The sequence below is a fragment of the Ruminiclostridium herbifermentans genome (assembly GCF_005473905.2).
Lineage (GTDB): Bacteria > Bacillota > Clostridia > Acetivibrionales > DSM-1351 > Ruminiclostridium > Ruminiclostridium herbifermentans.
The window spans coordinates 691981-717433 of the sequence record NZ_CP061336.1; the positions used below are offsets into that span (position 1 = coordinate 691981).

The following is a 25453-nucleotide window of genomic DNA, read 5'->3' on the forward strand; positions in this document are numbered from 1 at the left end:
TTTTTTATAGGGGTAGTATTTATAATATGAAGGATTAATTTAGACAATCTGAGATTCTCTATGAATTCTTAACCAAATTATTATATCTAAAGTAGGTATGGAGGTAAGTATGAAAGCAGTAACAGGAATTGAGATGGGCGCAATTGACAAGTATTCTATTGAGCAAATGGGTATTCCGGGAATTGTATTAATGGAAAATGCAGCTTTAAAAATTGTTAAGCATATTGAATTGTATGTTGAGCAAAACCATCTGGAAATTCCAAAGATTTTGATAGTTGCTGGAAAGGGAAATAATGCAGGGGATGCTTTTGCTGTAGCAAGACACTTAATTATATCTGGCAAAAAAGTAAAGACCTACTGCTTATTTGATAATAAATATATAGTTGGAGATGCAAGGATTAATTTTGATATATTGCAAAAACTTGATGGTGATATAGCGTTTCTAAATGATAGTTCAGAATTGGATGAATTTATTATTGATATAAAAAATTTTGATATTGTTTTAGATGGTATATTTGGAACAGGGTTTAGGGGTCAAATTAATGGTCATATCGCAAAAGTTATAGAAATTATAAACCATAATGCTAGCTATATAATGTCAATTGATATAGCTTCAGGTATCGAGGCTGCTACAGGTAAAATAGCAAATACCTGTATTATGGCTAATAAAACCGTTACATTTGAACTTCCTAAAATAGGACAGCTTATTTATCCTGGGAAACACAATTCAGGACAGCTAGAAATAGAAAGCATTGGTATGCCAAGTAAGTCTATTCAAAGCATAGACATAAATACTAATCTTACAGATATAGATTTTATAAATTCTGTTATTCCTATTAGAAAAGAAGAATTTAACAAGGGTAATTGCGGAAAGGTTCTAATTGTTACTGGTTCATTAGGTATGGCAGGCTCAGGCTGTATAGCAGCAAAAGCCAGCCTTCGGACAGGAACTGGTTTGGTTTATATAGCGGCTCCTTCTAGCCTTTTAAATATATATCAAAGTGTTGTGCCAGAGGCTGTTGCAATAGGGTTAAAAGACAGCAATGGTATAATGGAAGAAGAGGCTGTGGATGTTATACTTGATATGTTAAAAAAATGTAATGCAACTGCTATTGGACCAGGCATTTCAACTCACAAAAGTATATATAATATAGTAAGAAGTATTGCAGAAAATGCAAAAATCCCGTTGGTATTAGATGCCGATGCGCTTAATGTAATTGCTGAAGATACGAGTATTTTTAATAAATTTCAAAAGGATGTAGTTATAACACCTCATCCTGGAGAAATGTCAAGGCTCACAGGACTTGAAATCAAATACATTCAAGAAAACAGAATAGAAGTGGCAAAAAAATATGCTGGTCTTTGGGGAGTTACAGTAGTACTCAAAGGTGCTAGAACAATAATTGCAGATAAAAATGAAGAGGTATTTATTAATCCAACAGGAAATTCGGGGATGGCAACTGCTGGCAGCGGAGATGCATTATCAGGTATTATAGCTTCGTTAATTGGTCAGGGTGTCAGTCCATTTGAAGCAGCAATTGCTGGAACGTATATTCATGGTTTGGCTGGAGATATTGGGGCTCAACAAAAAGGCTTATACGGACTAAATGCTCTGGATATAGTAGAGAATATTCCTTATGCTATTATTAATGTAACCGACAGGAATAAAACGCAGGCTTAGCATTTGAATATGTTTCTTATAGCCTTGCAGATAAGTTGTGGTAGCATTATCAGATGAGAAGAAGATAATGTCATATGAATATGTAAGTTTACTACAACAAGCAATTGGTAATATTTAACATAACTTAACTTTTCAGTCGGTTTGTTTTGGGGTTGTACATTAGGAGGCTTTAGACTTAAACCTAAACTATCGTCCAATATCATAGGATATTTAGCTGATAGTAATTGACTCAAGATAGACGAATTAGATTAAAAAAGTTTAAATTATAAAAATAATGATACTATATTTTATAATAATTATGTTTTCAATAATTATAATATGGATATACTAAAGATGTATAATTTATATATAATTATTCAGTAATCTCAGAATATTGCAAATTTAGTTAAAAATGTAGATTGTAAATGTGATTATTATTAAATATGGGGTTGTACTTCCGAAAGTAACATAGAGATAAAATTTTGGGGGAAAATAAGTAATGGAATATAAACTAAACAGAGCATGGGCTGAGATTAACTTAGATAATATTGCTCATAATATACGTGAGATTAGAAGAATAACACACAAAAATGCTGAGATAATGGGGGTTGTCAAGGCAGACGCATATGGGCATGGAGTAATGGAGGTGACAAGGACACTTTTAGCAAATGGTGCTCAAAGGCTGGCTGTTTCAATGTTAGATGAGGCAATACAGCTTCGTAGAAATGGAATAGAGGCACCAATACTTATTTTGGGTTATACAGACCCAATTAGGGCAAATGAAATTATTGAAAATGATGTAACACAGACTGTTTATAGTCGTGAACTAGCGCAGGCTCTTTCAAGTGAAGCAGTAAGGCAGGGTAAGAAGGTTAAAATTCATATAAAAATTGATACAGGCATGTCAAGGATGGGATTTTTACCAGGCTATAGTGCTGTTAAGAATGTAGTTGAGATAAGCCAAATGCCTAATATAATTATTGAAGGTCTTTTTACACATTTTGCTACTGCTGACGAGAAAAACAGAGAGTTTACATTGATGCAGTTTGAACGATTTATGAGTATTTGCAGTGAACTTCAGAGAATCGGAATACATATCCCAGTAAAGCATTGTGCAAATAGTGCAGGAATTATTGAATATCCTGAAATGCATTTGGATATGGTCCGTCCAGGTATTATACTTTATGGTATGTACCCTTCTGAAGAAGTAGATAAGTCAAAAATACACTTAAAGCCTGCAATGACTCTCAAAGCAAATGTAATATTAGTTAAGGAAGTTGAAAAAAATACTTCTATAAGCTATGGAAGAATATTTACTACACAAAGAACCTCTAAAATTGCTACCATTCCAATTGGATATGCTGATGGATATACTAGAATGTTAAGCAACAAAGGTAAGGTTCTAATTAGAGAACAATTTGCACCTGTAGTAGGAAGAATATGCATGGATCAGTGCATGATTGATGTTACTGATATAGAAGGCAATGTCGAAGTTGGTGATGAGGTCGTACTAATAGGTGCTCAAGGTGACAATGTGATAACTGTTGAAGATGTAGCTGGTTCAATTGGAATGATTAATTATGAATTTGTTTCTGTTGTAGGAAAGAGAATACCAAGAGCATTTATTCATAATGGTAAAATATCGAAAATTCTGAACTATTTGATATAGGCGAATTACAGGGACTGAGTAACATAAACTTAATTTGACCTCATATTTAGTGAGGTATTATAATATTTATATACATCTACGTATATTTATCTATGGGGATATGATGAATATAGTATATATAAAAGGGTTTTTTTAGAGTGGGGGTTACAAAATTGTCTCAGTATAAAAAGATTATAATTAGTATTCCAGACAATTTGCTTGAAGAGTTGGATATTATGGTATCTAATGAGAAAACTAATAGAAGTATGCTTGTTAGAGAAGCTATGACTCTTTATATTAAGGAAAAACACAAGCTTGAATTGCGGAATAAAATGAAAATAGGCTATGAAGAAATGGCTGAAATAAATCTTGAGCTTGCCGAGTTATGTTTTGAAGCTGATGAGGAACAGCAACGCAAATATGAGGAGAGGCTTCAGAAGATGGAGGAAACGTGGTAATAAAAAGAGGAGATATTTATTATGCAGATCTGAGTCCAGTGATTGGCTCAGAACAGGGCGGTGTAAGACCTGTTTTAGTTGTCCAAAATGATGTAGGGAATAAATATAGCCCTACTGTAATTGCTGCTGCAATTACTTCTCAAATTAATAAAGCAAAATTACCCACTCATATAGAAATTGGTGCTTTGGAGTATGGTCTTGCCAAGGATTCTGTTATTTTGTTAGAACAGATTCGGACTATTGATAAACGCCGTCTTAGAGAGAAAATTGGACATTTGGATGAAGAACTAATGGAGAAGGTTAACAATGCGTTAGAAATTAGCTTTGGGCTATATGAATAAATTTTTTTGTAGGAGGAGTTATGAAGACACTAATGAAAAAGATACAGAAAAATCCAATTATGGTAGCAGCAGTTTTATTTTGTGCAATATCGTTAGTACAGTTTGCACCAGTTGTTAAGGCAGAAACAGGCAGTGACACCACAATTTATGATAGTACTTACATAGATAAAATGGAAATTGAGATAAAAAGCTTAATTCAAACATCAAAGGACGAATTAAAAAAACAAATTAATGCTATTAATACAAATTCTGAACTTGAAAAGAAGTTGGCAGAAACACAAAATGAATTGACAAAATTGAAGGAAAGTATGGTTTTCAAGATTATTAAACTTCCTGCTGGCAAAACATTAATAGGAGATGCAAGTACAGAGATTATTGTCAGAAACAAAAATAAAGTTACTGCTTATGTTTCTGCCACAGCTACAGGAGGAATTTCAAATTTAATTTCTGGAACTGATATACCAAATGGTGCAATTATACCTGATAATCAGCTTCTTTTGATTCCTAAGGCTGATGGAAGAGGAATAACTGCCAAAGCTGATGCTGATATTATGATAAAAGGAACTTATACAATAAGATAAGCATTTCAATTATAAATTGTGTAAAACAGTTGCTTTCTAAAGAAATATTAAGAAAAAGAAGCTAAATGACGATAGTATATTTGAGCTTCTTTTTTCTATAATTTTGCAATTTTAATACTAAGATAAAGGAAAAATATAATGAATAAACAATCACTTCCTAAAAGTAAGCGTAAAAAAAGAATAGATTTGCTTATAAGGCTTTCCATAGTTATGGTTATTGCTATTGCAATATTCATTTTTGCTATAAAACCAATGGTCAATAAAGATGCATATTTTAACGTTAATTATGACACTTTTGACAATTTAGGCAATGTTATAGGTGATAACAATTATAATATTGCTGTAATTGGTGATGGACTAGATGGAATTAGTGCTGCCATTGGTGCAGCAAGAGTGGGAGCTAAAACAGTATTGATTTGCCCAGAAAAGGGTTTAGGAGATGAAATTAGAAAAAACTATAATGTGAACTGGGCAAATGATATTACTCCTAATGGCATTAATGTTAGTGCAGATATATTTAAAGAAATAAGACATAATGCAGAAGAAGGCTATAATATTGAAAAATTTATTGAAGCTATAAAAAAGATGGTTTCTGATGAAAAAAATATTACAGTATTATATGAAGCAAAATTGACAAATGCGGTTTATGAAAATGGCAATGTACTAAGTGCTGATTTCAAAGTGGGTCAGGAATATAAAACAATTAAAGCAGAGAGATTTATTGATGCTACAACAGACGGCGAATTGTTAAAGAAATGTAATGTGCCATATAGTACTGGTTACGGTGATATTGGAAAAGAAAGCTTATATCCCCCAGTAACCTTGAGTTTTATAGTGTCAGGAGTTGACTATGCAGCACTTGAGGAAACGATAAATAAGCAGGGAGTATATATTAATAGAATTCTTGAAAGCTATAAAACTAGCGATAAAAATATTTCAATAGCTGGATTAAATATATCGGATCAGGGAGACTCAAGGGTTATTGTTCAAAGTGTTACTGTAAAAAATGTTAATTTATCAGATGCTAAGGAACTTGAGGAGGCATACTTAAAAGCTTCTAAGGAATGCACTAATCTATATGAGTTTTTAAAACTAAATTTTGAAGAATTTAAAAATTCTAGTGATATGAAGATTGCTAATGAATTTTATAAGCCGTCAGCATATCATTTTAAGGGTATTTATTCTCTTACTCTAACAGATGTATTAATTGGTAAACGATTCAGCGATAGAATCAGTGCAGCATCTAGGCCTGTTACATTGACATTAGAGGATGGTAATGGATATATACTTTGCAATCCAAAAACCTTTTATATTCCCCTGCGCTCACTTATTCCTGTAGGCTTGAATAATGTGTTGATGACAGGAGATAAGGCATCCTATTCACCATTAGTTCAGATGGCAGTAAATTCAAATTCAAGTCTTTCTGGCATGGGATTCTCAGCAGGAGTTGTTGCTGCGTATAGTATATCAAAAAATATGGGGATTTCTCAAATTGGCGAAGAACAGAACATGGATGTCCAATTAGAAATAGAGAGAACCTTGAGAAAACTTGGCGTTTATATGTCAGATGTAAAAGAGGAATTTACTAGCTTGACAGATAACTGGAGTTTTCCGTATATCGAGAAGCTTAATAATTTAGGACTATTAAGTGCCGGAATAACAAATGATTTTAGGCTTGAAAAAGATACAAAGAGCGAGGACCTTGCATATATTATTCTAAATGGAGTACCTAGAGTTTCAGAAAGCGTATATAATTATGATTTTGATGTTAAAGTAAGACAGTATATAACCAGCGAGCCATTAACTAAGGAGCTATTTGCTAAGATTTTATTAGACTTAAATGGACATGGGGACTTAAACAGCAATTATTATCAAGAGGCATGCAAACAAGGTTTGATAGATGAAACTTTACAGCAGAAGCTTAAGAGTAAAGATGTATTGCAGTTCCCAGAGGTTTATTATGCAGCAGCACAGTATATAGAAAAGAAAACTGGTAAAACAATTAGATGAGTTGAACTTGCTAAATGAGATTTAATATATTTTAGTTGCTTCACATATGAATTATATTGGTACAGGTGGGTTTTGTGTAAATACGTTTATAAATATTAAAACCCAAATCACTTGATAATTAATTATTTAAAAAGCACAAATTTGTCATGGTCGGATTTTATCCGTTATATATTCATTGATGAATTTGTGTTTTTTGATGTGCTCATATAACTTTAATACTTGATTCATTTGATTTTTTGAATATACTTTAGTAACTCCTTCTAGAGCATAATAGTGTAAAATTTTTAGTCCGCACCCCTGCCTCGATTTTTTTTATCCACTATGTTAACATAACGTGTAATGAAATGTTTTCAACTATGAGTCTATATCTAACATATAATTTTAACAAAGACAAACTGGAGTACTTCTAAATGGATATCAGAAGAATATATGGATTGGTTATAATTCTAGGGGGTATTTTCTAATATGATTGAAAATGCAACCGTCCTTTGTAATTTAAATTGAGATAAGCTACTTTATTTTTATCAAGCCAATTCTTATTCCGATAATATGCAAAATGAATTTTGGTAGTTTCAACATTCTTTTATAACGCCAAGGCTCTTTGTACAGTCTATATAACCACTCTAGGCCGTGATTTCTAAAAAAGTCTGGAGCAAGTTTAACATTGCCAGCCAAAATATCCAGTGTACCGCCAACGCCTAAGCAAGCTTTAACAGTTAACTTGTCTTTGTTTTCATGAATCCACATTTCTTGTTTTGGAGCACCTAAGCATACAAAAAGAACTTCGGCACCAGAGTTGTTAATTTCTTCGATTATTTTCTGATTATCTTCTTCTGTGAAATATCCATTATGGGTTCCCACGACTTCAGCATGTGGGTAGTCGCAAATAATATTTGCATGAGCCTTTTCAGCTATTCCTGGTTTACCGCCAAAGAGGAAAAATTTTATTGGCTTTTTCGCAGAGGCTTCAAGAAGGTTTTTGGCCAAATCAACACCTGAAACCTTTTGCCTAACTGCTTTACCTAGAATTTTTGAAGCTAAAACGACACCAGCTCCATCAGCAACGAGCATATCGGCATCATTTAATACTTGAAACATTTTTTTATCTTTTATACCATCCATCATTATTTCAGCATTGGGTGTATATATTGCATGGTTTTTATCAGAAGAGATAAAATAGTATATCTTTTTAACAGCCTGCTCCATAGTAAGATCATCTATATTAATTCCTGCAATATTTACTAATTTACGCATATATCCTCCATGTTTCAAATACGCATTTTAAACTGGCATTTGCACAGTACTTGCCTTAATACAAATAAAATTGCAGATAGGCATTGTTTTTCAGAACATAGTATTTGAACTTGATTAATATCATAATTACTAAATAAAATTATACAAATTATCTAATATATAAATATTTCACTTATAACAGTTTAGTTTATCTCATATTATTTGTCAATGATACGAAGAAAAGGCAAAATTCAGCTCGATAATATTTTTAATTATCAGAATAATGTTTATATAACTCAAAAAAAACAAATATTAATAAAGTAAGAGATAGTGGAATTAATTATATTGAAAGTTGTTTTTTAGTTATATAATTGTTATATTTAAAGTGCTGTTGAAAAATACGATTTAATGTGTGCTGATATCATTTTTTGTCAAAATGTACGCGGATGAAATATATATCTAATTGCGAAGCTTGGTTAGAAATTGATACTAGAAATAGTAAGTGAAGAATAAGTATTGTAGCTGACAAAGCAAAAGTATGCAGCTGTGATTGACTAGAGATATGATTCCTTGGCTATATGTACAGTGGAAGTGCTTGTTTACTACCAATTCCATCGTCATTATCAGGAGAGAGCAAGCATACAGATTATTATTTAAGCAGTATACTACTGATTATAGTATTTTTGTTTTGCAACAGCGACATCAAATGTGGCGGGATAACCTTTTCTTACCAGAGATGTTTGGATAAGAAAGACTCTGTTACTTTAATAGAAGTGTCTAATGGTTAGTTTTTCAATATTTTGTACCTAAGTAGTGTGGAGGTTATTATGTCTAAATTAAAGAGTATTTTAAAATTTTTAAAAGTGTACATTTTAATAACGATAGGAGCTGGAATTACTGCATTAGCTATTAACATATTCCTTGTTCCTTATAAAATTGCGCCTGGTGGTTTAAGCGGATTAGCTACGGTTTTATTTTATATAAGCAATGAAAAACTACCTGTTGGAGCTAGTATGCTTGCAATAAACATTCCGTTATTTTTACTAGGTTATAAAATTATAGGAAGAAAATTCTTCTTTAGAACTGTATATGGTACGATAGTACTCTCTGCTATTATAGATTTAACTGAAGCATATTCATATGATTTTGCTGAAAGAATTCTGGTAGATAGCAATTACTTGGTATCTACTCCAGACATATTTCTTTATAGTGTAATTGGTGGATTTATAAGTGGTATTGGGCTTGGTATTGTATTAAAAATGGATGCTACCACTGGAGGTACAGAATTAGCTGCTAAGCTTCTGAATAAAATATTCAAAAATATGACAATTGGACAATTAATTTTGTGGTTAGATGCATTAATAATTTTATTTGCCATTATTGCATTTAATAGTATTTTAATTGGTCTATATTCATTGGTTAGTTTGTTTATAACAACGAAGGTAATAGATGCAATGGTTGCAGGGGTTGATAACTCCAGAGCTGTACTTATTATTTCTGAACACCAAGCTGAAATTTCAAAAAGACTTTTGGTTGAATTAGATAGAGGTGTAACAGAGTTAAAAGGAAGAGGTGTATACTCTGGAAAGGATAAAGAGGTGCTGCTCTGTGTATTAGCAAGAACTCAGATTCAACAACTCAAACAAATTGTGCTTGAAGTAGATAAAAATGCATTTATGATTCTAGCAGAAGTCAATGAAGTGCTTGGAGAAGGTTTTGAAACAAATGATGGGAAATAAAAATAATAAATAGGTTCATGAATAAAAGTGCGAGCAACTTTGATATTCCTAATTGCATGTATGTTTTTTTATATAATAATTTTATATAACATATAGAAAGAGACAAAAATTGATATATACTAGCATTAGCTTGTGCTAATTAGGTGCTGCCTAACATAGATGTGAGGCTTATTTTTATTTGCTAATTGATATACACTGTTATCAACATAAAATTAGAATCAAGGTCAATATAAGCATATCTAGATAAATTTAATTTATGCCCCCAAACAAATAGACAAGAACTAATGAGGAGCAAAAGATTTCAATCTGAGTGTTTTTAATAATTCTTTATCTAACAGTGTCCTAATATTTTGCAGCGAAAGATGCTTCTGTATCATAGTCTATTACATATTAAATTTTAAAATTATATAACAATTATCTAGTATGCTTACTACTTTCTAAGAATATTTGATTCAGAATCTTATCAACTAAGTTAATCAAATCAACTAAAATAATTACTTAAATGATTATAGTATTTGATATTGAACTGTATTTTCTGAGAAGCAATAGGATATCCAAAAGAGGAAATTAATTAAATAAGATAGGAGTGGAACATTATTAGCTATAATTTGGCAATGGTGAAGTGTTTGAGAACAGTAGACAAACTGTAGCTGCAATGTTAAAATTAATAAACGACAAAATAATACATAAAATATATAAATTCGACATATGTTTAATTTACTCTACATGGGGGAAAAGTCAATGAAATTTGGTCGGAAAAAAACTATTCAGAAAAAAGCTATTAGTAAAAAATCTATTAGTAAAAAACTTATAATGCTACTTACTATTATTGCTATTTTGCCAACAACAATATTAGGAGTTATAAGCTATACTACAGCAAGCAACATCACTGCAAGTGAAATTATAAATTCTGCTAACGGAAAAATGACTAGCATACAAGATAATATGGATAATTTCATAAAAATGCAAGAAGAGAATTTGCTAATAATTGCGCAAAATGCAAGCATTCTAAATATTAACAATATAAATCCCGAAGATATGTTATATGTAAAGGATATTTTAAAGACCAATACAGAAGGTCACAATGCAATATTGAGTATGTATGTGGCTAGAGAAGATAAACAAATAGAAATTTATCCAGAAACAAAACTGCCAGATGGATTTGATCCAACAACGAGGCCATGGTACCAGTCTGCAATATCAAAGAATGGGTTGGCGTGGACAGACCCTTATGTTGACGTTGCTACAGGAAAGCTAGTTGTGACTTTAGCCACTCCTTTGTATAATGAAAATAAGGAATTGGTAGGTGTTCTCGGAGCTGACATTTCACTTGAACAATTAACCAATATTATAGGAAATGCTAGTATAGGAAGTACAGGGTATGTTTTTCTGCTAGATAATAAGGATATTGTACTCACACACCCTGACAGAACTTTAATTGGGAAAGAAGTTCCTGTGGAGGAGTTGAAGAGAAAAACAAATCCTTCTGAAAGAGGAAGTGTTGATTATACTTATTACAATTCAAGAAAGTGTGCATATTATTCTACTATAAAAAACACTGGTTGGAGAATAATAGGAGAGTTTAATTATAGTGAAATAAGTGATAAAACCCAATATATATTATTAATTAGCCTTATTAGCGGATTATGTATTGTTGCTATTTCTATTTTAGTAGGGATTTTAGCCACAAGACCTATAACAAAATCTATTAAAGAAATAACAAATGATATGCTGAAAATAGGAGATGGGGACTTCACTATTAGAACTAATATTAACTCAAGTGATGAGATAGGTATCCTTGCACAGAATGTAAACAAAATGTTAGAAAATTTAGGACTATTGATGAGAAATGTAATAGCTACAGTATCTGAGGTTTCAAATTCGGCAGATATGTTAGCTGCATCATCTGAAGAAATAACGGCTTCGACGGAGGAAATATCAAGAACTGTTGTTGAAATTTCAAATGCTACATTAGAAACTGCGCAAAGCGTTGAAAATGGATTATATAAGACTAAAGAAGTAGCTGATAACATTCAAGGAGTATCAGAATCTATTAATGTTATTAAAGATATGGTAGACAAATCAAATCAGCTAAACCAAGATGGTATTCAAACTGTTGAAGATTTGAAAATTAATTCCAGTGAAAATACAGCTGCATCTGAAAAGGTTAGTAATGCTATTATTGAAGTAGATAAGTGTTCTCAACAAGTTGGTGATATTATTAATTCAATAAGCGGAATAGCAGACCAAACCAACTTGTTAGCATTAAATGCAAGTATTGAAGCTGCGAGAGCAGGGGAGGCCGGAAAGGGTTTCTCAGTAGTAGCTGAGGAAATTAGGAAGTTAGCTGAGCAATCAACAAAAGCTACAGATAATATTAAAAAATTAATTATAGAAATACAAACACAATCTAGAAATGCTGTAAGTAGTATGGAAGATGCAAAACCTATTGTAGAAGCTCAAAGTCAATCGGTTGAGAAAACACAACGCATATTTAGTGATATTTCAGAAAATATTACAAAGCTAACCTATGAGATTAGTGAAATTATAAAACTAAATAATAAAATGGTTAGTAGCAAAGATGAGATATTAGCAATCATGGAGGATGTTTCTGCAACTTCAGAAGAAACTTCTGCATCAACACAACAGGTTTCTGCTTCGACTCAGGAACAACTTACAGGAATGGAAGACGTGGCAAGAACAGCAGAAGAATTGAATATTTTAGCTAATAAACTTAGCGTAGAAATAGATAAGTTTAAAGTATAAAACATAGAAATCCCTTAAGAAATTTATTAAATATTTTCTTAAGGGATTATTTATAGAAAGAGTTTTTAATATTCTTTTACTAGCAGTGCTCTAATGTAGCCTCTATCTGTAGAAGTTGATTCGATATAAAAGCCGCGACCGTAATAGAATCTAATTAAATCACGGTATTTTGAAGCTGTATGTAAACTAACTTTTTTAACGCCTTTAGATATAAGAACTTTATCAACCAAGTTAATTAAGGATTTGCCAATACCTATATTGTGATAGTTTAGCATTACTCCAAATCTGCTTATATAAGCAGTGTTATCTGGTAATATTTTTATCCTGATTGTACCCACAGGATTGTTATCTATTATAGCGATATAAACTTCTTTCTCCAAAATATCAGCTTCAATTTCTTCGATACTTTCAGAAAGAGCTTCCATCGTTCCTGACAAACCTGTATCCTGCATATATTTTTTAAAGGATTCCTGCATAATAGTTAATATGGCAGGTGCATCTTCTATGGTTGCTTTTCTTATAATAAATGAATAATTCATATTTTTTCCCTCAATCTCTTAAAGAATTAATAACTCAACTTATCAATAATAAGACCCTCTCACATTAAAAGAATTCAAATTGAAAGAATTCAAATTGAAAGAATTTCATTATAGAAAAGTTGAGTTAATAAGTCTAATTACATATTTATACACATTTAAGTTTCCAACTCAATCATAGCCAATAACACAATTGGTAAATATACAGCTTACAATTGAGTTGGATAAATACAAAGCTATTAATTATAGAAGAGTTGCTAAAACAGCTTTTTGTGCATGTAGTCTGTTTTCTGCTTCATCAAAAATTACTGATTGTTTGCTATCTATGACGTCTTCAGTAACTTCATAGCCTCTGTATGCGGGCAGGCAATGAAGGAAAATAGCGTCATCTTTAGCTTTTGAAAATAATTCTTTATTAATCTGATATGGCATGAATATCTTTAGCTTTTCGGCTTTTTGATCCTCTTGCCCCATACTTATCCATGTATCGGCATATACAATATCTGCGTTTGTAATAGCTTCAACAGGGTCTTGAGTTAATAGTATTTCTGAGCCTGTCAGCTTTGCAGCAGCCTTTGCTTCATCTACATATTTATTATCACATTCATAGCCTTTAGGTGATGCTATTGCAATATTCATTCCCACTTTTGAACAACCATGAAGGAGGGAGTGAGCAATGTTATTTCCATCACCAATATATGCAAGCTTTAGCCCTTCAAGCTTACCTTTATGCTCATAAATAGTTTGAAGGTCAGCGAGAATCTGGCATGGGTGCATTTCATCAGTTAAACCATTTATTACTGGAATAGTTCCGTATTTAGCAAGATCATCTACATCACTTTGCTTAAAGGTTCTAATCATGATTCCGTCTAAATATCTTGACAATACATTAGCTGTGTCGTAAATTGATTCGCCTCTTCCAATCTGAATGTCATCAGAACTTAGAAACAGTGCAGAACCTCCTAGCTGATACATTCCAACCTCAAATGAAACTCTGGTTCTAGTTGAAGATTTTGAAAAAATCATTCCAAGAGTCTTGCCTTCTAATAAATGATGCTTAGTGCCGTTTTTATTTTGATCCTTAAGCTTTAGCGCAAGCTTTAGTAAATCATGTATTTCATCTGTAGTTAAATGGTTAAGGCTTAATAAATGTTTCATAAATATCATTCCTTTCAATATGCTCAAGGTATAGATTAGCAAAATTTTTGTATAAAAGCCGAATTTAGCTAATTTCAATTAGGTATTATAAAAAACAGAATATTCATCAAGAGAATATATTTCTGCTCGATTATTAGCAATTAGCCTCTCTAAAATACTCAAAACAGCATTTGTGGTATCTAAAGAAGTTATACATGGGATGTTGTACTCCATTGATGTTCTTCTTAATATAAAACCTTTTCTTTCTGGAATTTTACCCCTTGTTGGAGTATTTATAACAAGCTTAATTTTATCTTCTTTAATGCAATTCAACAAGTTCTCATCTTCAATAAGCTGTACTGGCAGATTGGCATTTTTAAGTGCCTCATATGTTCCAGGTGTAGCAGATAATACGAATCCAAGTTCAAGAAGCTTTTTAGCAATTTCAACACATTCTTCTTTATCTCTGTCAGCAACGGAAAGGAGTACATTTCCGCCTGATGGTATTAACATACCAGATGCGGCGATTGCCTTGTATAGCGCATTGTAGTAATCCTTATCAACTCCCATTACTTCTCCGGTTGATTTCATTTCAGGGCCTAGGAAGGTGTCAACTGTGGTCAGCTTTGCAAAAGAGAAAACAGGTGCCTTTACGGCATAATAATCAGCTTCCTTTGCAAGTCCTGGCTTGTAATTCAATTCTGATAAGGTTTTACCCATAATCAGTTTAGTGGCAACGCTTACCATAGGAATTCCTGTAATTTTACTCATAATAGGAACAGTTCTGCTGGCACGAGGATTAACTTCTATTACATAAACAGTTTCATCTTTGTCCATTACAAATTGTATATTAAATAAACCAACCACCTTTAGTGCTTTTGCAAGACGAATTGTGTAATCCTCAATTGTATCCTTAACCTTTTGTGAGAGGTTTCGTGGGGGATATACCGCAATACTATCTCCTGAGTGAACACCAGCACGTTCTACATGCTCCATAATTCCAGGAATGAGAACCTCATTTCCGTCACAAATACCATCAACTTCTATTTCTCTGCCTACAATGTACTTATCAATAAGTATTGGATGTTCTGTGGATATTTCAGTAGCCATTGTTATATACTCTTCAAGAACTTTATCATTGTATACAACTTCCATTGCGCGGCCGCCTAGCACGTATGAAGGTCTTACCAATACAGGATATCCTATTTTGTTTGCTATTTCTCTAGCTTGTTCAAAAGAGAATGCTGTGCTTCCTTCTGGAATAGGAATATTGAGTGTTGCCAATAGCTGCAGGAATTTCTCTCTATCTTCAGCAACATCAATGCTTTCAACTGAAGTACCGAGGATATTAACACCCTCTGAATGCAGAGTTTCAGCTAAGTTGATTGCAGTCTGTCCTCCAAATTGAACTATAACACCTAAAGGTTTTTCTTTTTCAATAATATCAAGAACACATTCCTTTGTAAGAGGCTCAAAGTAAAGCTTATCTGCAGTATCAAAGTCAGTGCTGACAGTTTCAGGATTATTGTTAATAATAATTGATTCAATACCAAGTTCCTTGAGAGTTTCAACAGAATGAACACTACAATAGTCAAATTCAATACCTTGACCTATTCTGATTGGTCCTGAGCCAATAACTAAAACCTTGTCTCCTGAAGTTTCCTCTACATCATCCTTTTCCTCATAGGTTGAATAAAAGTATGGAGTTACGGCTTCAAACTCACCTGCACAGGTATCAACAATTTTGTAAACAGGCTTAATTGGATATTTTTTTCTCAAAGCTATTATTTCTTCAACAGAAACATTTGCTAAGTTTGCAATATATGAATCGCCAAAGCCTATTTTTTTAGCTCTTGAGTATAAATCATAATCTAAAAATGCAATACCAGCATTAGTTATTTCTTCTCCTAGCTTTACAATTTTCTTAAGCTTTCTAATAAAGAATTCATCAATTCTAGTTATTCTTACGATTTCTCCAGCAGAGACACCCTTTTGTAAAGCCTTGCAAATAGCAAAAATTCTTTGGTCGCTAGGGTTCTTAACATATTCAACTAATTCTTCGCGGCTCATATTATCAAATAGACTTAAGCCAAGCTGATAGTTAAACTTTATATCTAAAGAATCAATTGCTTTTAGTAGAGATTCTTCAAATGTACGACCAATTGCCATTACTTCACCGGTTGCTTTCATTTGTGTACCCAAACTTCTGTCTGCATTTGCGAATTTATCAAATGGCCAACGTGGAACTTTAGTAACAACATAATCTATAGCAGGCTCAAAGCATGCACTTGTAGTCTTTGTTACAGAGTTTTTAATTTCATCTAAAGTCATTCCAATAGCGATTTTTGCGGTTACTCGGGCTATTGGATATCCTGTTGCTTTAGAAGCAAGAGCACTAGAACGACTAACTCTAGGATTTACTTCAATAACAACATATTCGAAGCTGTTAGGGTTTAATGCAAACTGAATATTACAACCACCCTCTATGCCTAATGCACTTATTATCTTAATTGAAGCTGTTCTAAGCATTTGAGCCTCAACATCAGATAAGGTTTGGCATGGGGCTACAACAATGCTATCTCCGGTATGAACGCCAACAGGATCAAAGTTCTCCATGTTACAAATAATAATGCAGTTATCATTTCTGTCACGCATTACTTCGTATTCTATTTCTTTCCATCCAGCAACGCTTTGTTCCAATAGAACTTGACTAATCATACTTAGTTTTAAGCCCTTACCACATATGTACTTAAATTCTTCCATATTATTTGCTATACCACCGCCAGAGCCTCCAAGGGTATAAGCTGGTCTGATAATAATAGGAAAGCCAATTTTTTCAGCAAATTCAATAGCATCCTGCAAGTTTGTAACGATTGTGCTAGGTGCTACTTTTTCATTTATTTTTTCCATTGTTTCTTTAAAAAGTTCTCTATCTTCGGCTTTTTTAATAGAGGCAAGGGAAGTACCCAAAAGCTCTATATTCATTTCGTCAAGGATTCCGTCTTCAGCAAGTTGTACAGCCATATTGAGACCAGTCTGTCCACCAAGTGAGGCTAGAATTCCATCGGGTTTTTCTTTATAAATTATCTTTTTAACAAATTCCAGTGTTATGGGTTCTATGTAAACCTTGTCTGCTGATTGTTTGTCTGTCATTATAGTGGCAGGGTTACTATTTATTAATACGACTTCAATGCCTTCTTCTCTAAGAGATTTGCAGGCTTGAGTTCCTGAATAATCAAACTCGGCTGCTTGACCTATAACTATAGGACCAGAACCAATTACTAGTACCTTTTTAATGTTTGAATTTTTTGGCATATATATATCCTCCATAATATTATGCAAATAACACATAATAATAAAATTTAACTGTTTATAAGATTTAACCTTTAAAACTATCCATCATCTTAATAAAATCATCAAAAATGTATACAGAATCCATAGTGCCAGGTGCTGCTTCAGGGTGATATTGAATACCAAGAATAGGTAATGTTTTGTGCCTGAAGGCTTCAACAGTATTATCGTTTACATTAATTTGTGTTATTTCTACATCTTGATTTAAACTAGTGCTGTCAATAGCATAGTTGTGATTTTGTGATGTAATATAGCATTTTCCTGTGATATTATCTCTTACAGGATGGTTGCTTCCATGATGACCAAATTTAAGTTTTTTAACGCTAAGACCTAAGGAAAGTCCAAGCAATTGATGGCCTAAACAAATACCAAGAATTGGCTTTAAGCCTAAAAGTTTTTGTATTGTTTTATTTATAACTGGTAAATCGTTAGGATCACCAGGTCCATTTGACAGCAAAATACCATCAGGGTTATAAGACATAATTTCTTCAAAAGAACTGTAAGCAGGCAATATATGAATATCACAGTCTCTATATTTGAGAGAACGTATAATATTGTTTTTAACGCCAAAATCTATAAGGACTACTTTTTTTCCTGACCCAGGCACGTGTATGTGAGTTTTAGTGGTTACCTCCATTACTAAATTTCTTGGAATAGATTTATAAGCTTGCAAATTTTTTTGAAGCATATCAAGGTTTCCACATTCTGTTGAAATAATACCATACATACTTCCATTATTTCTTAGGTGCTGAGTTAATGCCCTTGTATCGATACCTTTAATTCCAATTATATTATGTTTGACAAAGTATTGATTAGGATCAATAGTATTTCTCCAATTGCTTGGAGTAGTGCAAAGTTCTTTTACAATAAAGCCTTGTATATGAGGCTTATAAGACTCGTTATCAAATTCATTAAATCCATAATTCCCTATTAAAGGGTATGTCATTGCTACAATCTGACCGTTATATGATGGGTCGGTGGTTATTTCCTGATAACCTGTCATACTTGTGTTAAACACGATTTCTCCTGCTGTTTCTCCGCTTTTTCCAAAACTCTCGCCTGAGAAATACGTTCCATCCTCTAGTAATAATACTGCTTTCATGTTTTTTCCTCCTATAGTACTTCATCAATAGCTGATTTTAAAGTTATAATAAATTCATCAGCATCCGTTTGTGTGATAATAAGTGGTGGAAGAATTCTGAGTATATTTTCTCCCACATTAGCAATTAAGTATTTCTTTTCGAACATTTTTGTCTTAACAATAGGAGCGATAGGTTTATTCAGTTCAATACCAATCATTAATCCTGCGGCCCTTACCTCAGATATTACAGGGTGGGAAGTAGAAGCTAGATTCTCCAATTGAGACTTAATATATTTGCCAAGTTTTTCAGCGTTTTCAGGAAGATGTTCCTCTTTCATTATTTTCATAACAGCTAAACCTGCAGTGCAAGCAAGTGGATTACCTCCGAAGGTAGAACCATGCTCTCCAGGAGCAAATGCTTTTGCTACATGTTCTTTAGCGCATATTGCTCCTATAGGAACTCCTCCGCCTAATGCCTTTGCAAGAGTAAAAATATCAGGTTCTACATTGTAATTTTGGTATCCAAAAAGCTTACCGGTTCTGCCAACACCAGTTTGAACTTCATCAAAAATAAGAAGCAATTTTTTTTCTTCACATAGCTTTTTGACATTTTGCAAATACTCATAATCACATGGATATACACCGCTTTCTCCTTGTACAGGCTCAAGCATAATAGCACAGGTGTTTTCAGTAATTGCAGCTTCCAAAGCAGAAAAATCATTAATAGGAACTTTCTTAAAACCTGAAGTCAAAGGCTCAAAAGGTTTAGAATACTTTTCTTGCCCTGTTGCACTAAGAGTAGTAATAGTTCTCCCGTGAAAAGACTTTTGTAAAGTGATTATTTCAAATTTTTCCGGATTTCCTTGTTTCTTAAAGTAAATTCTAGCTAGCTTAATAGCACCTTCATTTGCTTCAGCACCGCTATTTGCAAAGAATATTTTATCTGCACATGAGTTTTCAACTAATTCTTTTGCTAAAAGAGCCTGTGATTCAATATAATAAAGGTTTGAACAATGTATTAAGCTAGAAACCTGCTTAGTAACCATATTAACGAAGGTTGGGTGTGAATAGCCAATAGAATTAACAGCAATACCTGCAAAGAAATCTGTATATTTCTCGCCATCAGTGCTCCAAAGGTCAATTCCTTCACCTTTTGTAAAAGCTACAGGTATCCTGCTGCCAAATGTATCCATATAATATTTTTTATCCATATCCTGAATTTCACTCAAAAACATAAAATCACTCCTTTTCAAGTACTTAAATTCTATTACTACCCAATAAGAGATTTATCAGGAAAATCTTCGGAATTATAATTGAATTTAGTAAAAACACGATAATATATAATTTATAATTATACATTATCGTGTATAAAAATGCAATACAAATAACATTTTAAATCTAATTTATAGATGATAATATTAAATAAGTTCTACTAATAGTGCTATTTTAAAGGTTTTTATCAATGCTACCGTAAATATTATGATAGACAATTAATTATGTTTATACGTATTTTAATACAGAACCTCTTTTTCGTGGTATAATTTCTTTTCCTTCATAATCATTGTACCAATACCTTTGTTTGTGAATATTTCAAGTAGTATACAATGAGGAATTCTTCCGTCTAAAATATGAGTTCTTCCAACTCCTTTTTCCAGTGCATCTACACAACCAAGGACTTTTGGAATCATACCACCATCAATAACTTTGTTATTGATTAACTCATGAACTTCTGCAATAGTTAATGCAGGTATTATTGAATCGCTGTCTTTAGATGCTTTTACTCCTTCAACGTCAGTGAGCAGCATTAGTTTTTCAGCTTGTAATGCTGCAGCTATTTCACCAGCAACAGTATCAGCATTAATATTGTAGCTTTGTCCATCTGGACCAACACCTATTGGAGCAACAACAGGGATATACTCATCTTTTGATATTAGTTCTAACACTTTTGAATTGATTTTTGTTATATTACCTACAAAGCCTATATCTTTCATTTCGCCATCAAGTTCAGTTTTATACTGTTCACATTCAATAAGCCTTCCGTCAATCCCACATAGGCCGATGGCTTTTCCGCCTTTGTTGTTGAGCAATGAGACAATTTCTTTATTGGTTTTGCCAACTAAAACCATCTGAGCTACTTCCATAGTTTGGGAGTCTGTAACTCTCAGCCCGTTTATAAATTGGCTTTTTATATCGAATGCTTGCAAAGCTTTATTTATATCAGGGCCGCCACCATGTACAAGAACTGGATTCATACCTATATATTTAAGTAGAGTAATATCTTCCATTACAGAATTTTTTAAGTCATCATTAATCATTGCGTTTCCGCCGTACTTAATAACTACAGTTTTGCCATAAAGTTTTTGGATATATGGAAGAGCCTCTATAAGTATTTCAGCTTTTTTTATTTGATTTTCTAAATTCATGAGTTGCCTCCTATAATCTAATACTTTCTAATAAGATTTTAATTTTATAAATTTATTTAATGTTTAAGATGTAAAATTATAAAGCGAAGTCTTCTTCAATTCCTAACATTATATTCATGTTTTGAATAGCTGCTCCTGAAGACCCCTTTCCTAAGTTGTCTAAGACTGATACAAGCATGATTTGTTCGTTATTGCCAACAACATATATTTCTAAATAATTAGTATTATTTACTCTAGTTGCTCCTAAAAAGCCATTTGGATAGTCGTTTTCACAGCCTAGAGGCATTACCTTTATATACTTTTCTGAACTGTAATAATTCTGCATATACTCATGGATGCTTTCCTTTGTATTTGAACCTGAAAGAAGTCTTGTATGTAAAGGAACACATACAGACATACCCTTAAAATATGCGCTTATTATTGGGGAAAACAAAGGTGCACTGTTAAGACTGCTAATTACTGTCATTTCAGGAATATGCTTATGAGTTAAGCCTAAACTATACAATTGAGGACTTTCAAATGGATTTCCGTTTGGGTCTTCATATTCAGCTATACGTTTCTTTCCGCCGCCGCTATAACCAGAAATGCCAAAGGTGGTAACTGGATAATCTTTTGGAACAATTCCTCCTGCTACCAAAGGATACATAATGCTTATAAAACCAGTAGCGTAACAACCTGGAACAGCTACTCTGCTTGAATTTTTTATTTTAGTGCGATGTTCCGCACTCAATTCAGGCAAGCCATAAGCCCAATCAATATTTGTTCTGTGAGCCGTACTAGCATCAATAACCTTTGTATCTGGATTTTCTATAAGAGATACAGCCTCTTTTGCTGCTACGTCAGGTAGACATAGAAAAACAATATCTGCATCATTAATATATTTTTTTCTTTCATTAATATCTTTACGTTTATCGCTATCAATTTTAAGTATATGTAAATCATTTCTATTTGCTAATCGTTCATTAATCATTAAACCTGTAGTGCCTTCACTACCATCAACAAAAATCTTATATTTCATATTTTACTCATTCCTTTCGATAGTAGAACTATTATTTATACGTCGATACAAATAATAGTAAGTTAAAAATACTAAGATTTACTATGTAATTAGTACTATATTATTACTATTATTACTATTTAAATGGACTATTTTATAATTATACACTCCTATGCATAAAAATACAATATTGCGTAATATATTTTTTGTCAGCGCAAAATGATATTAGGAATATACATATAGACATGATAATAATAAGCTTAATATACAAATGTACTAAAAGCTAAAAAATAATTTTGTTAAAAAGCAATATAGTTTGTACCTCCAATGAAGTGTATTATATACATATAGAAATGATTTTCGAAAAAACTATACAATATGGAAGTTTTTAGGAGGTAAAAATGGCTAGTTTAAAATTAAAAAATATTTACAAGAGATATTCAGGTGGGGTTACAGCTGTTAACGATTTTAATCTTGATATTGAACACAATGAGTTTTTAGTATTAGTTGGTCCTTCAGGATGCGGAAAGACTACCACACTTAGAATGATTGCTGGTTTGGAAGAAATTTCAGAAGGTGAATTATACATTGGCGACAAATTAATGAATGATGTTGCTCCTAAAGATAGAGATATAGCGATGGTTTTCCAGAACTATGCGTTATATCCACACATGACAGTTTTTGATAACATGGCTTTCGGATTGAAACTAAGAAAGACACCAAAGGATGAAATCAAAAAGCGTGTACATGAAGCTGCTAAGATTCTCGATATTGAACATTTGCTTGACAGAAAACCAAAGGCTTTGTCAGGTGGACAGAGACAAAGAGTTGCGCTTGGTCGTGCTATAGTACGTGAACCTAAAGTATTCTTAATGGATGAGCCTCTCTCAAACTTGGATGCTAAGCTCAGAGTTCAGATGAGAACAGAGATAGGTAGATTGCACAACAGACTTAACACAACATTTATATATGTAACACATGACCAGACAGAAGCTTTAACAATGGGTACAAGAATCGTTGTTATGAAGGATGGTTATATACAACAGGTTGATACTCCAACAGCACTTTATGACAGACCAAACAACAGATTTGTTGCTACATTTATTGGTAGCCCACAAATGAATATAATCACTGCAAAGCTTACTAAACAAGGAAGCGATTTACACCTTGTATTTGGTAAGAATGATATCAAACTCCCAGAAGGAAAGGCTAAGAAGCTTGAAGGATCAGATTACATTGGCAAAGAAGTTCTTGTTGGTGTAAGACCAGAACATATTCGTGATGAAGCTATGTATCTTGAGTCAATGCCTGAAAGTGTTGTTGAAGCAAAAGTTGACTTGGTTGAAATGCTTGGTGCAGAGACATATCTATATTTGGTTATTGAAGGTGCTACAGCAACAGTTACTGCAAGAGTTAATGCTAGATCAAAGACTAAGACTGGCGATGTTATCAAAGTTGCTATTGATGCAAATAAAATTCACTTGTTTGACAAAGAAACTGAACGTACAATTATTAATTAATATATTTCAAAAAAGGAAAGCGCTGCTTTCCTTTTTTGTTAGTGCCATTTTGTCGGTTACAATAGTAGAAAACGACAGTAAACTAATATTTGGATTTTATGTCAGTAGTTGATGTAGAACTGGAAACTTAAAATTTTGGTTCTATGCTAGTAGTTGGGTAGAAGGATTACTGAAATTTTGAAGGGCTGATCGCTTTGACGAGTGATTGGCTCTTTGCACATTTGTAGTGTTTGTAGAATTTTTAATCTTAAATTATCATAGCTCAGACACCCATATGCAATACGATTAATAAACCTAATTGTGTTGTTAATACCCTCTGTTAATCTATTGGAATAAGGTGGAGTATAAGGATTATATGTCAATATTGGGGGCGAGCAGTAAACTAAAATTTTATTGAGAGTTAATTGCTTAAAAGATGATTGGCTCTCTGTTTGTAAGAGATGCAGAGTTCTACGTTTGAAATTAGATATAATGAAATAGATGTAGTAGAACGTCAAATTTATATATGCTCATATAAACATATGAAATACCCTTAAATTTTTATGTATTAATCAACTATCACAGCCATTATTATAGCGGAAACTCTTATTAAATGAAAAGTCAAATAGTTGCCTAAATCAGGATAGTTAATGAGCATTAAACTAATAATATTCCTTGGCATGGATAGACTTTTCATTGGGAAAGCTGATTATATTACTACTAAGAATTTTAGAAAAGTAAAGGTCTATAAATACTATAAAAAGTTACCAAAATAATTTTATAATATGTAATGTAGTAATAAAAATTATTTTAGTGTATAATTTTAATAGATTGTGAATGGTTATGATATCATATTCACATACATTATAGCAGGGGGCTTGACATGTCGGTAAAATTATTTCAGACGTTATCTGAGAAATATAGCGAAATTATAGGCAAAGAGATAGGTGTAACTGACGAAAGTGGAATAATTATAGCTCATTCAAATTTTCAGTTGGTAGGTAATACTGATTCAAATATTATTGATTTCTTGCAATCAAAGAGCCATAATCAAATAATAGAGGATAGGATATATTATAAGGTTATGGTTAAAAACAAAGTGGAATTTATATCCTTTGTAAAATCTACAGAGCCTCAAGATTTGAAGTATTTGGAATTGTTTTCTCTAAATATACTTAATCTTAAAAGCTTTTATGACGAAAAATACGACAAGAATACATTTATAAAGAATATAATAGTAGAAAATATTTTGCCTGGTGATATTTTGTTAAAGGCCAAAGAACTGCATATTGATTACAACTTACTTCGGGTTGTATTTCTTATTAATGCTTCAAGTGAAAAAGACATTCATGTACATGAAGTACTTGAGAGTTTATTCCCTAATAAGAATAGAGATTTTATAATTGTAATTGATAACGATAATATAGTTTTGGTTAAAGAGGTTAAGAATAAAGAAGACCATAAGGATCTTTCAAAAATTGCAAAAACTATTATAGATACTCTTAATTCGGAATTAATGGTAAAGGCAAGTATTGGTATTGGAACAATTATAAATAATCTAAAAGATATTACTAAATCATACAAAGAAGCTCAGATGTCTATGATAATTGGTAATATTTTTAGTGGTGACCAAAAGGTCTATGATTATAATAACCTGGGACTTGGCAGGCTTGTTTACCATATCCCAATAACATTATGTCAGTTGTTTCTCGATGAAGTATTTAAAGATAAATCTGCTGATTCATTAGACAATGAGACTATGTTAACAATTCAAAAATTCTTTGAAAATAATTTAAATGTCAGTGAAACAGCAAGGCAGCTATACATTCATAGAAATACGTTGGTATACAGGCTAGATAAAATAAAACGCTTAACAGGTTTAGAACTTACTAGCTTTGATGATGCTGTTACCTTTAAAATTGCTGTATTAGTTAGAAAATATTTAGCAAGTATAAATGAATAAGTAGCTAATAGTTGCTACAAAAACGATAAG

At 32.4% G+C, this 25453-nt stretch carries 19 protein-coding genes; 10 read left to right on the forward strand and 9 right to left on the reverse strand.

Features of this window, described 5'->3' with window-relative positions:
- Positions 1-109 precede the first annotated feature (109 nt).
- From EHE19_RS02965 to EHE19_RS02990, 6 genes are all read left to right on the forward strand, one after another.
- Positions 110-1681, forward strand: coding sequence for an NAD(P)H-hydrate dehydratase (locus EHE19_RS02965; RefSeq protein WP_137697542.1), 1572 nt, complete (start codon positions 110-112; stop codon positions 1679-1681).
- A 478-nt stretch (positions 1682-2159) separates the two neighbouring features.
- Entirely contained in the window at positions 2160-3329 is a 1170-nt protein-coding gene (gene alr / locus EHE19_RS02970) for an alanine racemase (RefSeq protein ID WP_137697543.1), read from the forward strand.
- A 152-nt stretch (positions 3330-3481) separates the two neighbouring features.
- A complete protein-coding gene (locus EHE19_RS02975; RefSeq protein ID WP_137697544.1) occupies positions 3482-3766 on the forward strand; it encodes a CopG family ribbon-helix-helix protein in 285 nt (94 codons plus the stop codon).
- On the forward strand, positions 3760-4107 hold the full coding sequence (locus tag EHE19_RS02980) for a type II toxin-antitoxin system PemK/MazF family toxin (protein WP_137697545.1): 348 nt from the start codon (positions 3760-3762) through the stop codon (positions 4105-4107). Before EHE19_RS02975 ends, EHE19_RS02980 begins: the two co-directional genes overlap by 7 nt.
- A gap of 20 nt (positions 4108-4127) precedes the next feature.
- Complete coding sequence (locus EHE19_RS02985) at positions 4128-4688, forward strand: hypothetical protein (protein ID WP_137697546.1); 561 nt, start codon at positions 4128-4130, stop codon at positions 4686-4688.
- A gap of 138 nt (positions 4689-4826) precedes the next feature.
- Positions 4827-6698: an FAD-dependent oxidoreductase gene (locus tag EHE19_RS02990; RefSeq protein WP_137697547.1), complete on the forward strand. Its 1872-nt coding sequence runs from the start codon at positions 4827-4829 to the stop codon at positions 6696-6698.
- A 510-nt stretch (positions 6699-7208) separates the two neighbouring features.
- Here the strand turns inward: EHE19_RS02990 and EHE19_RS02995 are convergent.
- Positions 7209-7952 carry a WecB/TagA/CpsF family glycosyltransferase gene (locus tag EHE19_RS02995; protein ID WP_137697548.1) on the reverse strand — a complete coding sequence of 248 codons (744 nt, stop codon included), beginning with the start codon at positions 7950-7952 and terminating at the stop codon, positions 7209-7211.
- Between the two features lie 806 nt (positions 7953-8758).
- Between EHE19_RS02995 and EHE19_RS03005 the strand changes: the two genes are divergently transcribed.
- Positions 8759-9670, forward strand: a complete 912-nt coding sequence (locus EHE19_RS03005; RefSeq protein ID WP_137697549.1) for a YitT family protein — start codon at positions 8759-8761, stop codon at positions 9668-9670.
- Positions 9671-10411: 741 nt separating this feature from the next.
- Positions 10412-12436: a methyl-accepting chemotaxis protein gene (locus EHE19_RS03010; protein ID WP_171003566.1), complete on the forward strand. Its 2025-nt coding sequence runs from the start codon at positions 10412-10414 to the stop codon at positions 12434-12436.
- Positions 12437-12501: 65 nt separating this feature from the next.
- Here the strand turns inward: EHE19_RS03010 and EHE19_RS03015 are convergent, their stop codons facing one another.
- The 7 genes from EHE19_RS03015 to argC all read right to left on the reverse strand — a co-directional run bounded on the left by EHE19_RS03015 (position 12502) and on the right by argC (position 21982).
- Positions 12502-12975, reverse strand: coding sequence for a GNAT family N-acetyltransferase (locus EHE19_RS03015; protein WP_137697551.1), 474 nt, complete (start codon positions 12973-12975; stop codon positions 12502-12504).
- Positions 12976-13215: 240 nt separating this feature from the next.
- On the reverse strand, positions 13216-14130 hold the full coding sequence (gene argF, locus EHE19_RS03020) for an ornithine carbamoyltransferase (protein ID WP_137697552.1): 915 nt from the start codon (positions 14128-14130) through the stop codon (positions 13216-13218).
- 78 nt (positions 14131-14208) lie between these two features.
- Positions 14209-17424 (reverse strand): carbamoyl-phosphate synthase large subunit, encoded by a 3216-nt coding sequence (carB, locus tag EHE19_RS03025; RefSeq protein ID WP_137697553.1) that lies wholly within the window; start codon positions 17422-17424, stop codon positions 14209-14211.
- Positions 17425-17488: 64 nt separating this feature from the next.
- Complete coding sequence (carA, locus tag EHE19_RS03030) at positions 17489-18562, reverse strand: glutamine-hydrolyzing carbamoyl-phosphate synthase small subunit (protein WP_137697554.1); 1074 nt, start codon at positions 18560-18562, stop codon at positions 17489-17491.
- A gap of 11 nt (positions 18563-18573) precedes the next feature.
- Complete coding sequence (locus EHE19_RS03035; protein WP_137697555.1) at positions 18574-19776, reverse strand: aspartate aminotransferase family protein; 1203 nt, start codon at positions 19774-19776, stop codon at positions 18574-18576.
- Positions 19777-20052: 276 nt separating this feature from the next.
- On the reverse strand, positions 20053-20964 hold the full coding sequence (argB, locus tag EHE19_RS03040; protein WP_137697556.1) for an acetylglutamate kinase: 912 nt from the start codon (positions 20962-20964) through the stop codon (positions 20053-20055).
- Positions 20965-21040: 76 nt separating this feature from the next.
- Entirely contained in the window at positions 21041-21982 is a 942-nt protein-coding gene (argC, locus tag EHE19_RS03045; RefSeq protein WP_137697557.1) for an N-acetyl-gamma-glutamyl-phosphate reductase, read from the reverse strand.
- A 380-nt stretch (positions 21983-22362) separates the two neighbouring features.
- On the opposite strand from argC, the gene EHE19_RS03050 reads away from it, so the two are divergent.
- Positions 22363-23481, forward strand: a complete 1119-nt coding sequence (locus EHE19_RS03050) for an ABC transporter ATP-binding protein (RefSeq protein ID WP_137697558.1) — start codon at positions 22363-22365, stop codon at positions 23479-23481.
- A 146-nt stretch (positions 23482-23627) separates the two neighbouring features.
- Here EHE19_RS03050 and EHE19_RS20120 read toward each other — a convergent pair whose 3' ends face one another.
- Entirely contained in the window at positions 23628-23978 is a 351-nt protein-coding gene (locus EHE19_RS20120) for a transposase (RefSeq protein WP_171003567.1), read from the reverse strand.
- Positions 23979-24343: 365 nt separating this feature from the next.
- Here EHE19_RS20120 and EHE19_RS03060 point away from each other — a divergent pair, with 365 nt between their 5' ends.
- Positions 24344-25423 (forward strand): PucR family transcriptional regulator, encoded by a 1080-nt coding sequence (locus EHE19_RS03060; protein ID WP_137697559.1) that lies wholly within the window; start codon positions 24344-24346, stop codon positions 25421-25423.
- Positions 25424-25453: the final 30 nt, after the last annotated feature.

Coding starts and splice junctions, on each gene's coding strand:
- EHE19_RS02985 (WP_137697546.1), top strand. CDS start 4,128: ATGAAGACACTAATGAAAAAGATACAGAAAAATCCAATTATGGTAGCA.
- EHE19_RS03015 (WP_137697551.1), bottom strand. CDS start 12,975: ATGAATTATTCATTTATTATAAGAAAAGCAACCATAGAAGATGCACCT.
- argB (WP_137697556.1), bottom strand. CDS start 20,964: ATGAATTTAGAAAATCAAATAAAAAAAGCTGAAATACTTATAGAGGCT.
- EHE19_RS03050 (WP_137697558.1), top strand. CDS start 22,363: ATGGCTAGTTTAAAATTAAAAAATATTTACAAGAGATATTCAGGTGGG.
- alr (WP_137697543.1), top strand. CDS start 2,160: ATGGAATATAAACTAAACAGAGCATGGGCTGAGATTAACTTAGATAAT.
- EHE19_RS03005 (WP_137697549.1), top strand. CDS start 8,759: ATGTCTAAATTAAAGAGTATTTTAAAATTTTTAAAAGTGTACATTTTA.
- EHE19_RS02995 (WP_137697548.1), bottom strand. CDS start 7,952: ATGCGTAAATTAGTAAATATTGCAGGAATTAATATAGATGATCTTACT.
- carA (WP_137697554.1), bottom strand. CDS start 18,562: ATGAAAGCAGTATTATTACTAGAGGATGGAACGTATTTCTCAGGCGAG.
- EHE19_RS02965 (WP_137697542.1), top strand. CDS start 110: ATGAAAGCAGTAACAGGAATTGAGATGGGCGCAATTGACAAGTATTCT.
- carB (WP_137697553.1), bottom strand. CDS start 17,424: ATGCCAAAAAATTCAAACATTAAAAAGGTACTAGTAATTGGTTCTGGT.
- argC (WP_137697557.1), bottom strand. CDS start 21,982: ATGAAATATAAGATTTTTGTTGATGGTAGTGAAGGCACTACAGGTTTA.
- EHE19_RS02990 (WP_137697547.1), top strand. CDS start 4,827: ATGAATAAACAATCACTTCCTAAAAGTAAGCGTAAAAAAAGAATAGAT.
- argF (WP_137697552.1), bottom strand. CDS start 14,130: ATGAAACATTTATTAAGCCTTAACCATTTAACTACAGATGAAATACAT.
- EHE19_RS03010 (WP_171003566.1), top strand. CDS start 10,412: ATGAAATTTGGTCGGAAAAAAACTATTCAGAAAAAAGCTATTAGTAAA.
- EHE19_RS03060 (WP_137697559.1), top strand. CDS start 24,344: ATGTCGGTAAAATTATTTCAGACGTTATCTGAGAAATATAGCGAAATT.
- EHE19_RS03035 (WP_137697555.1), bottom strand. CDS start 19,776: ATGTTTTTGAGTGAAATTCAGGATATGGATAAAAAATATTATATGGAT.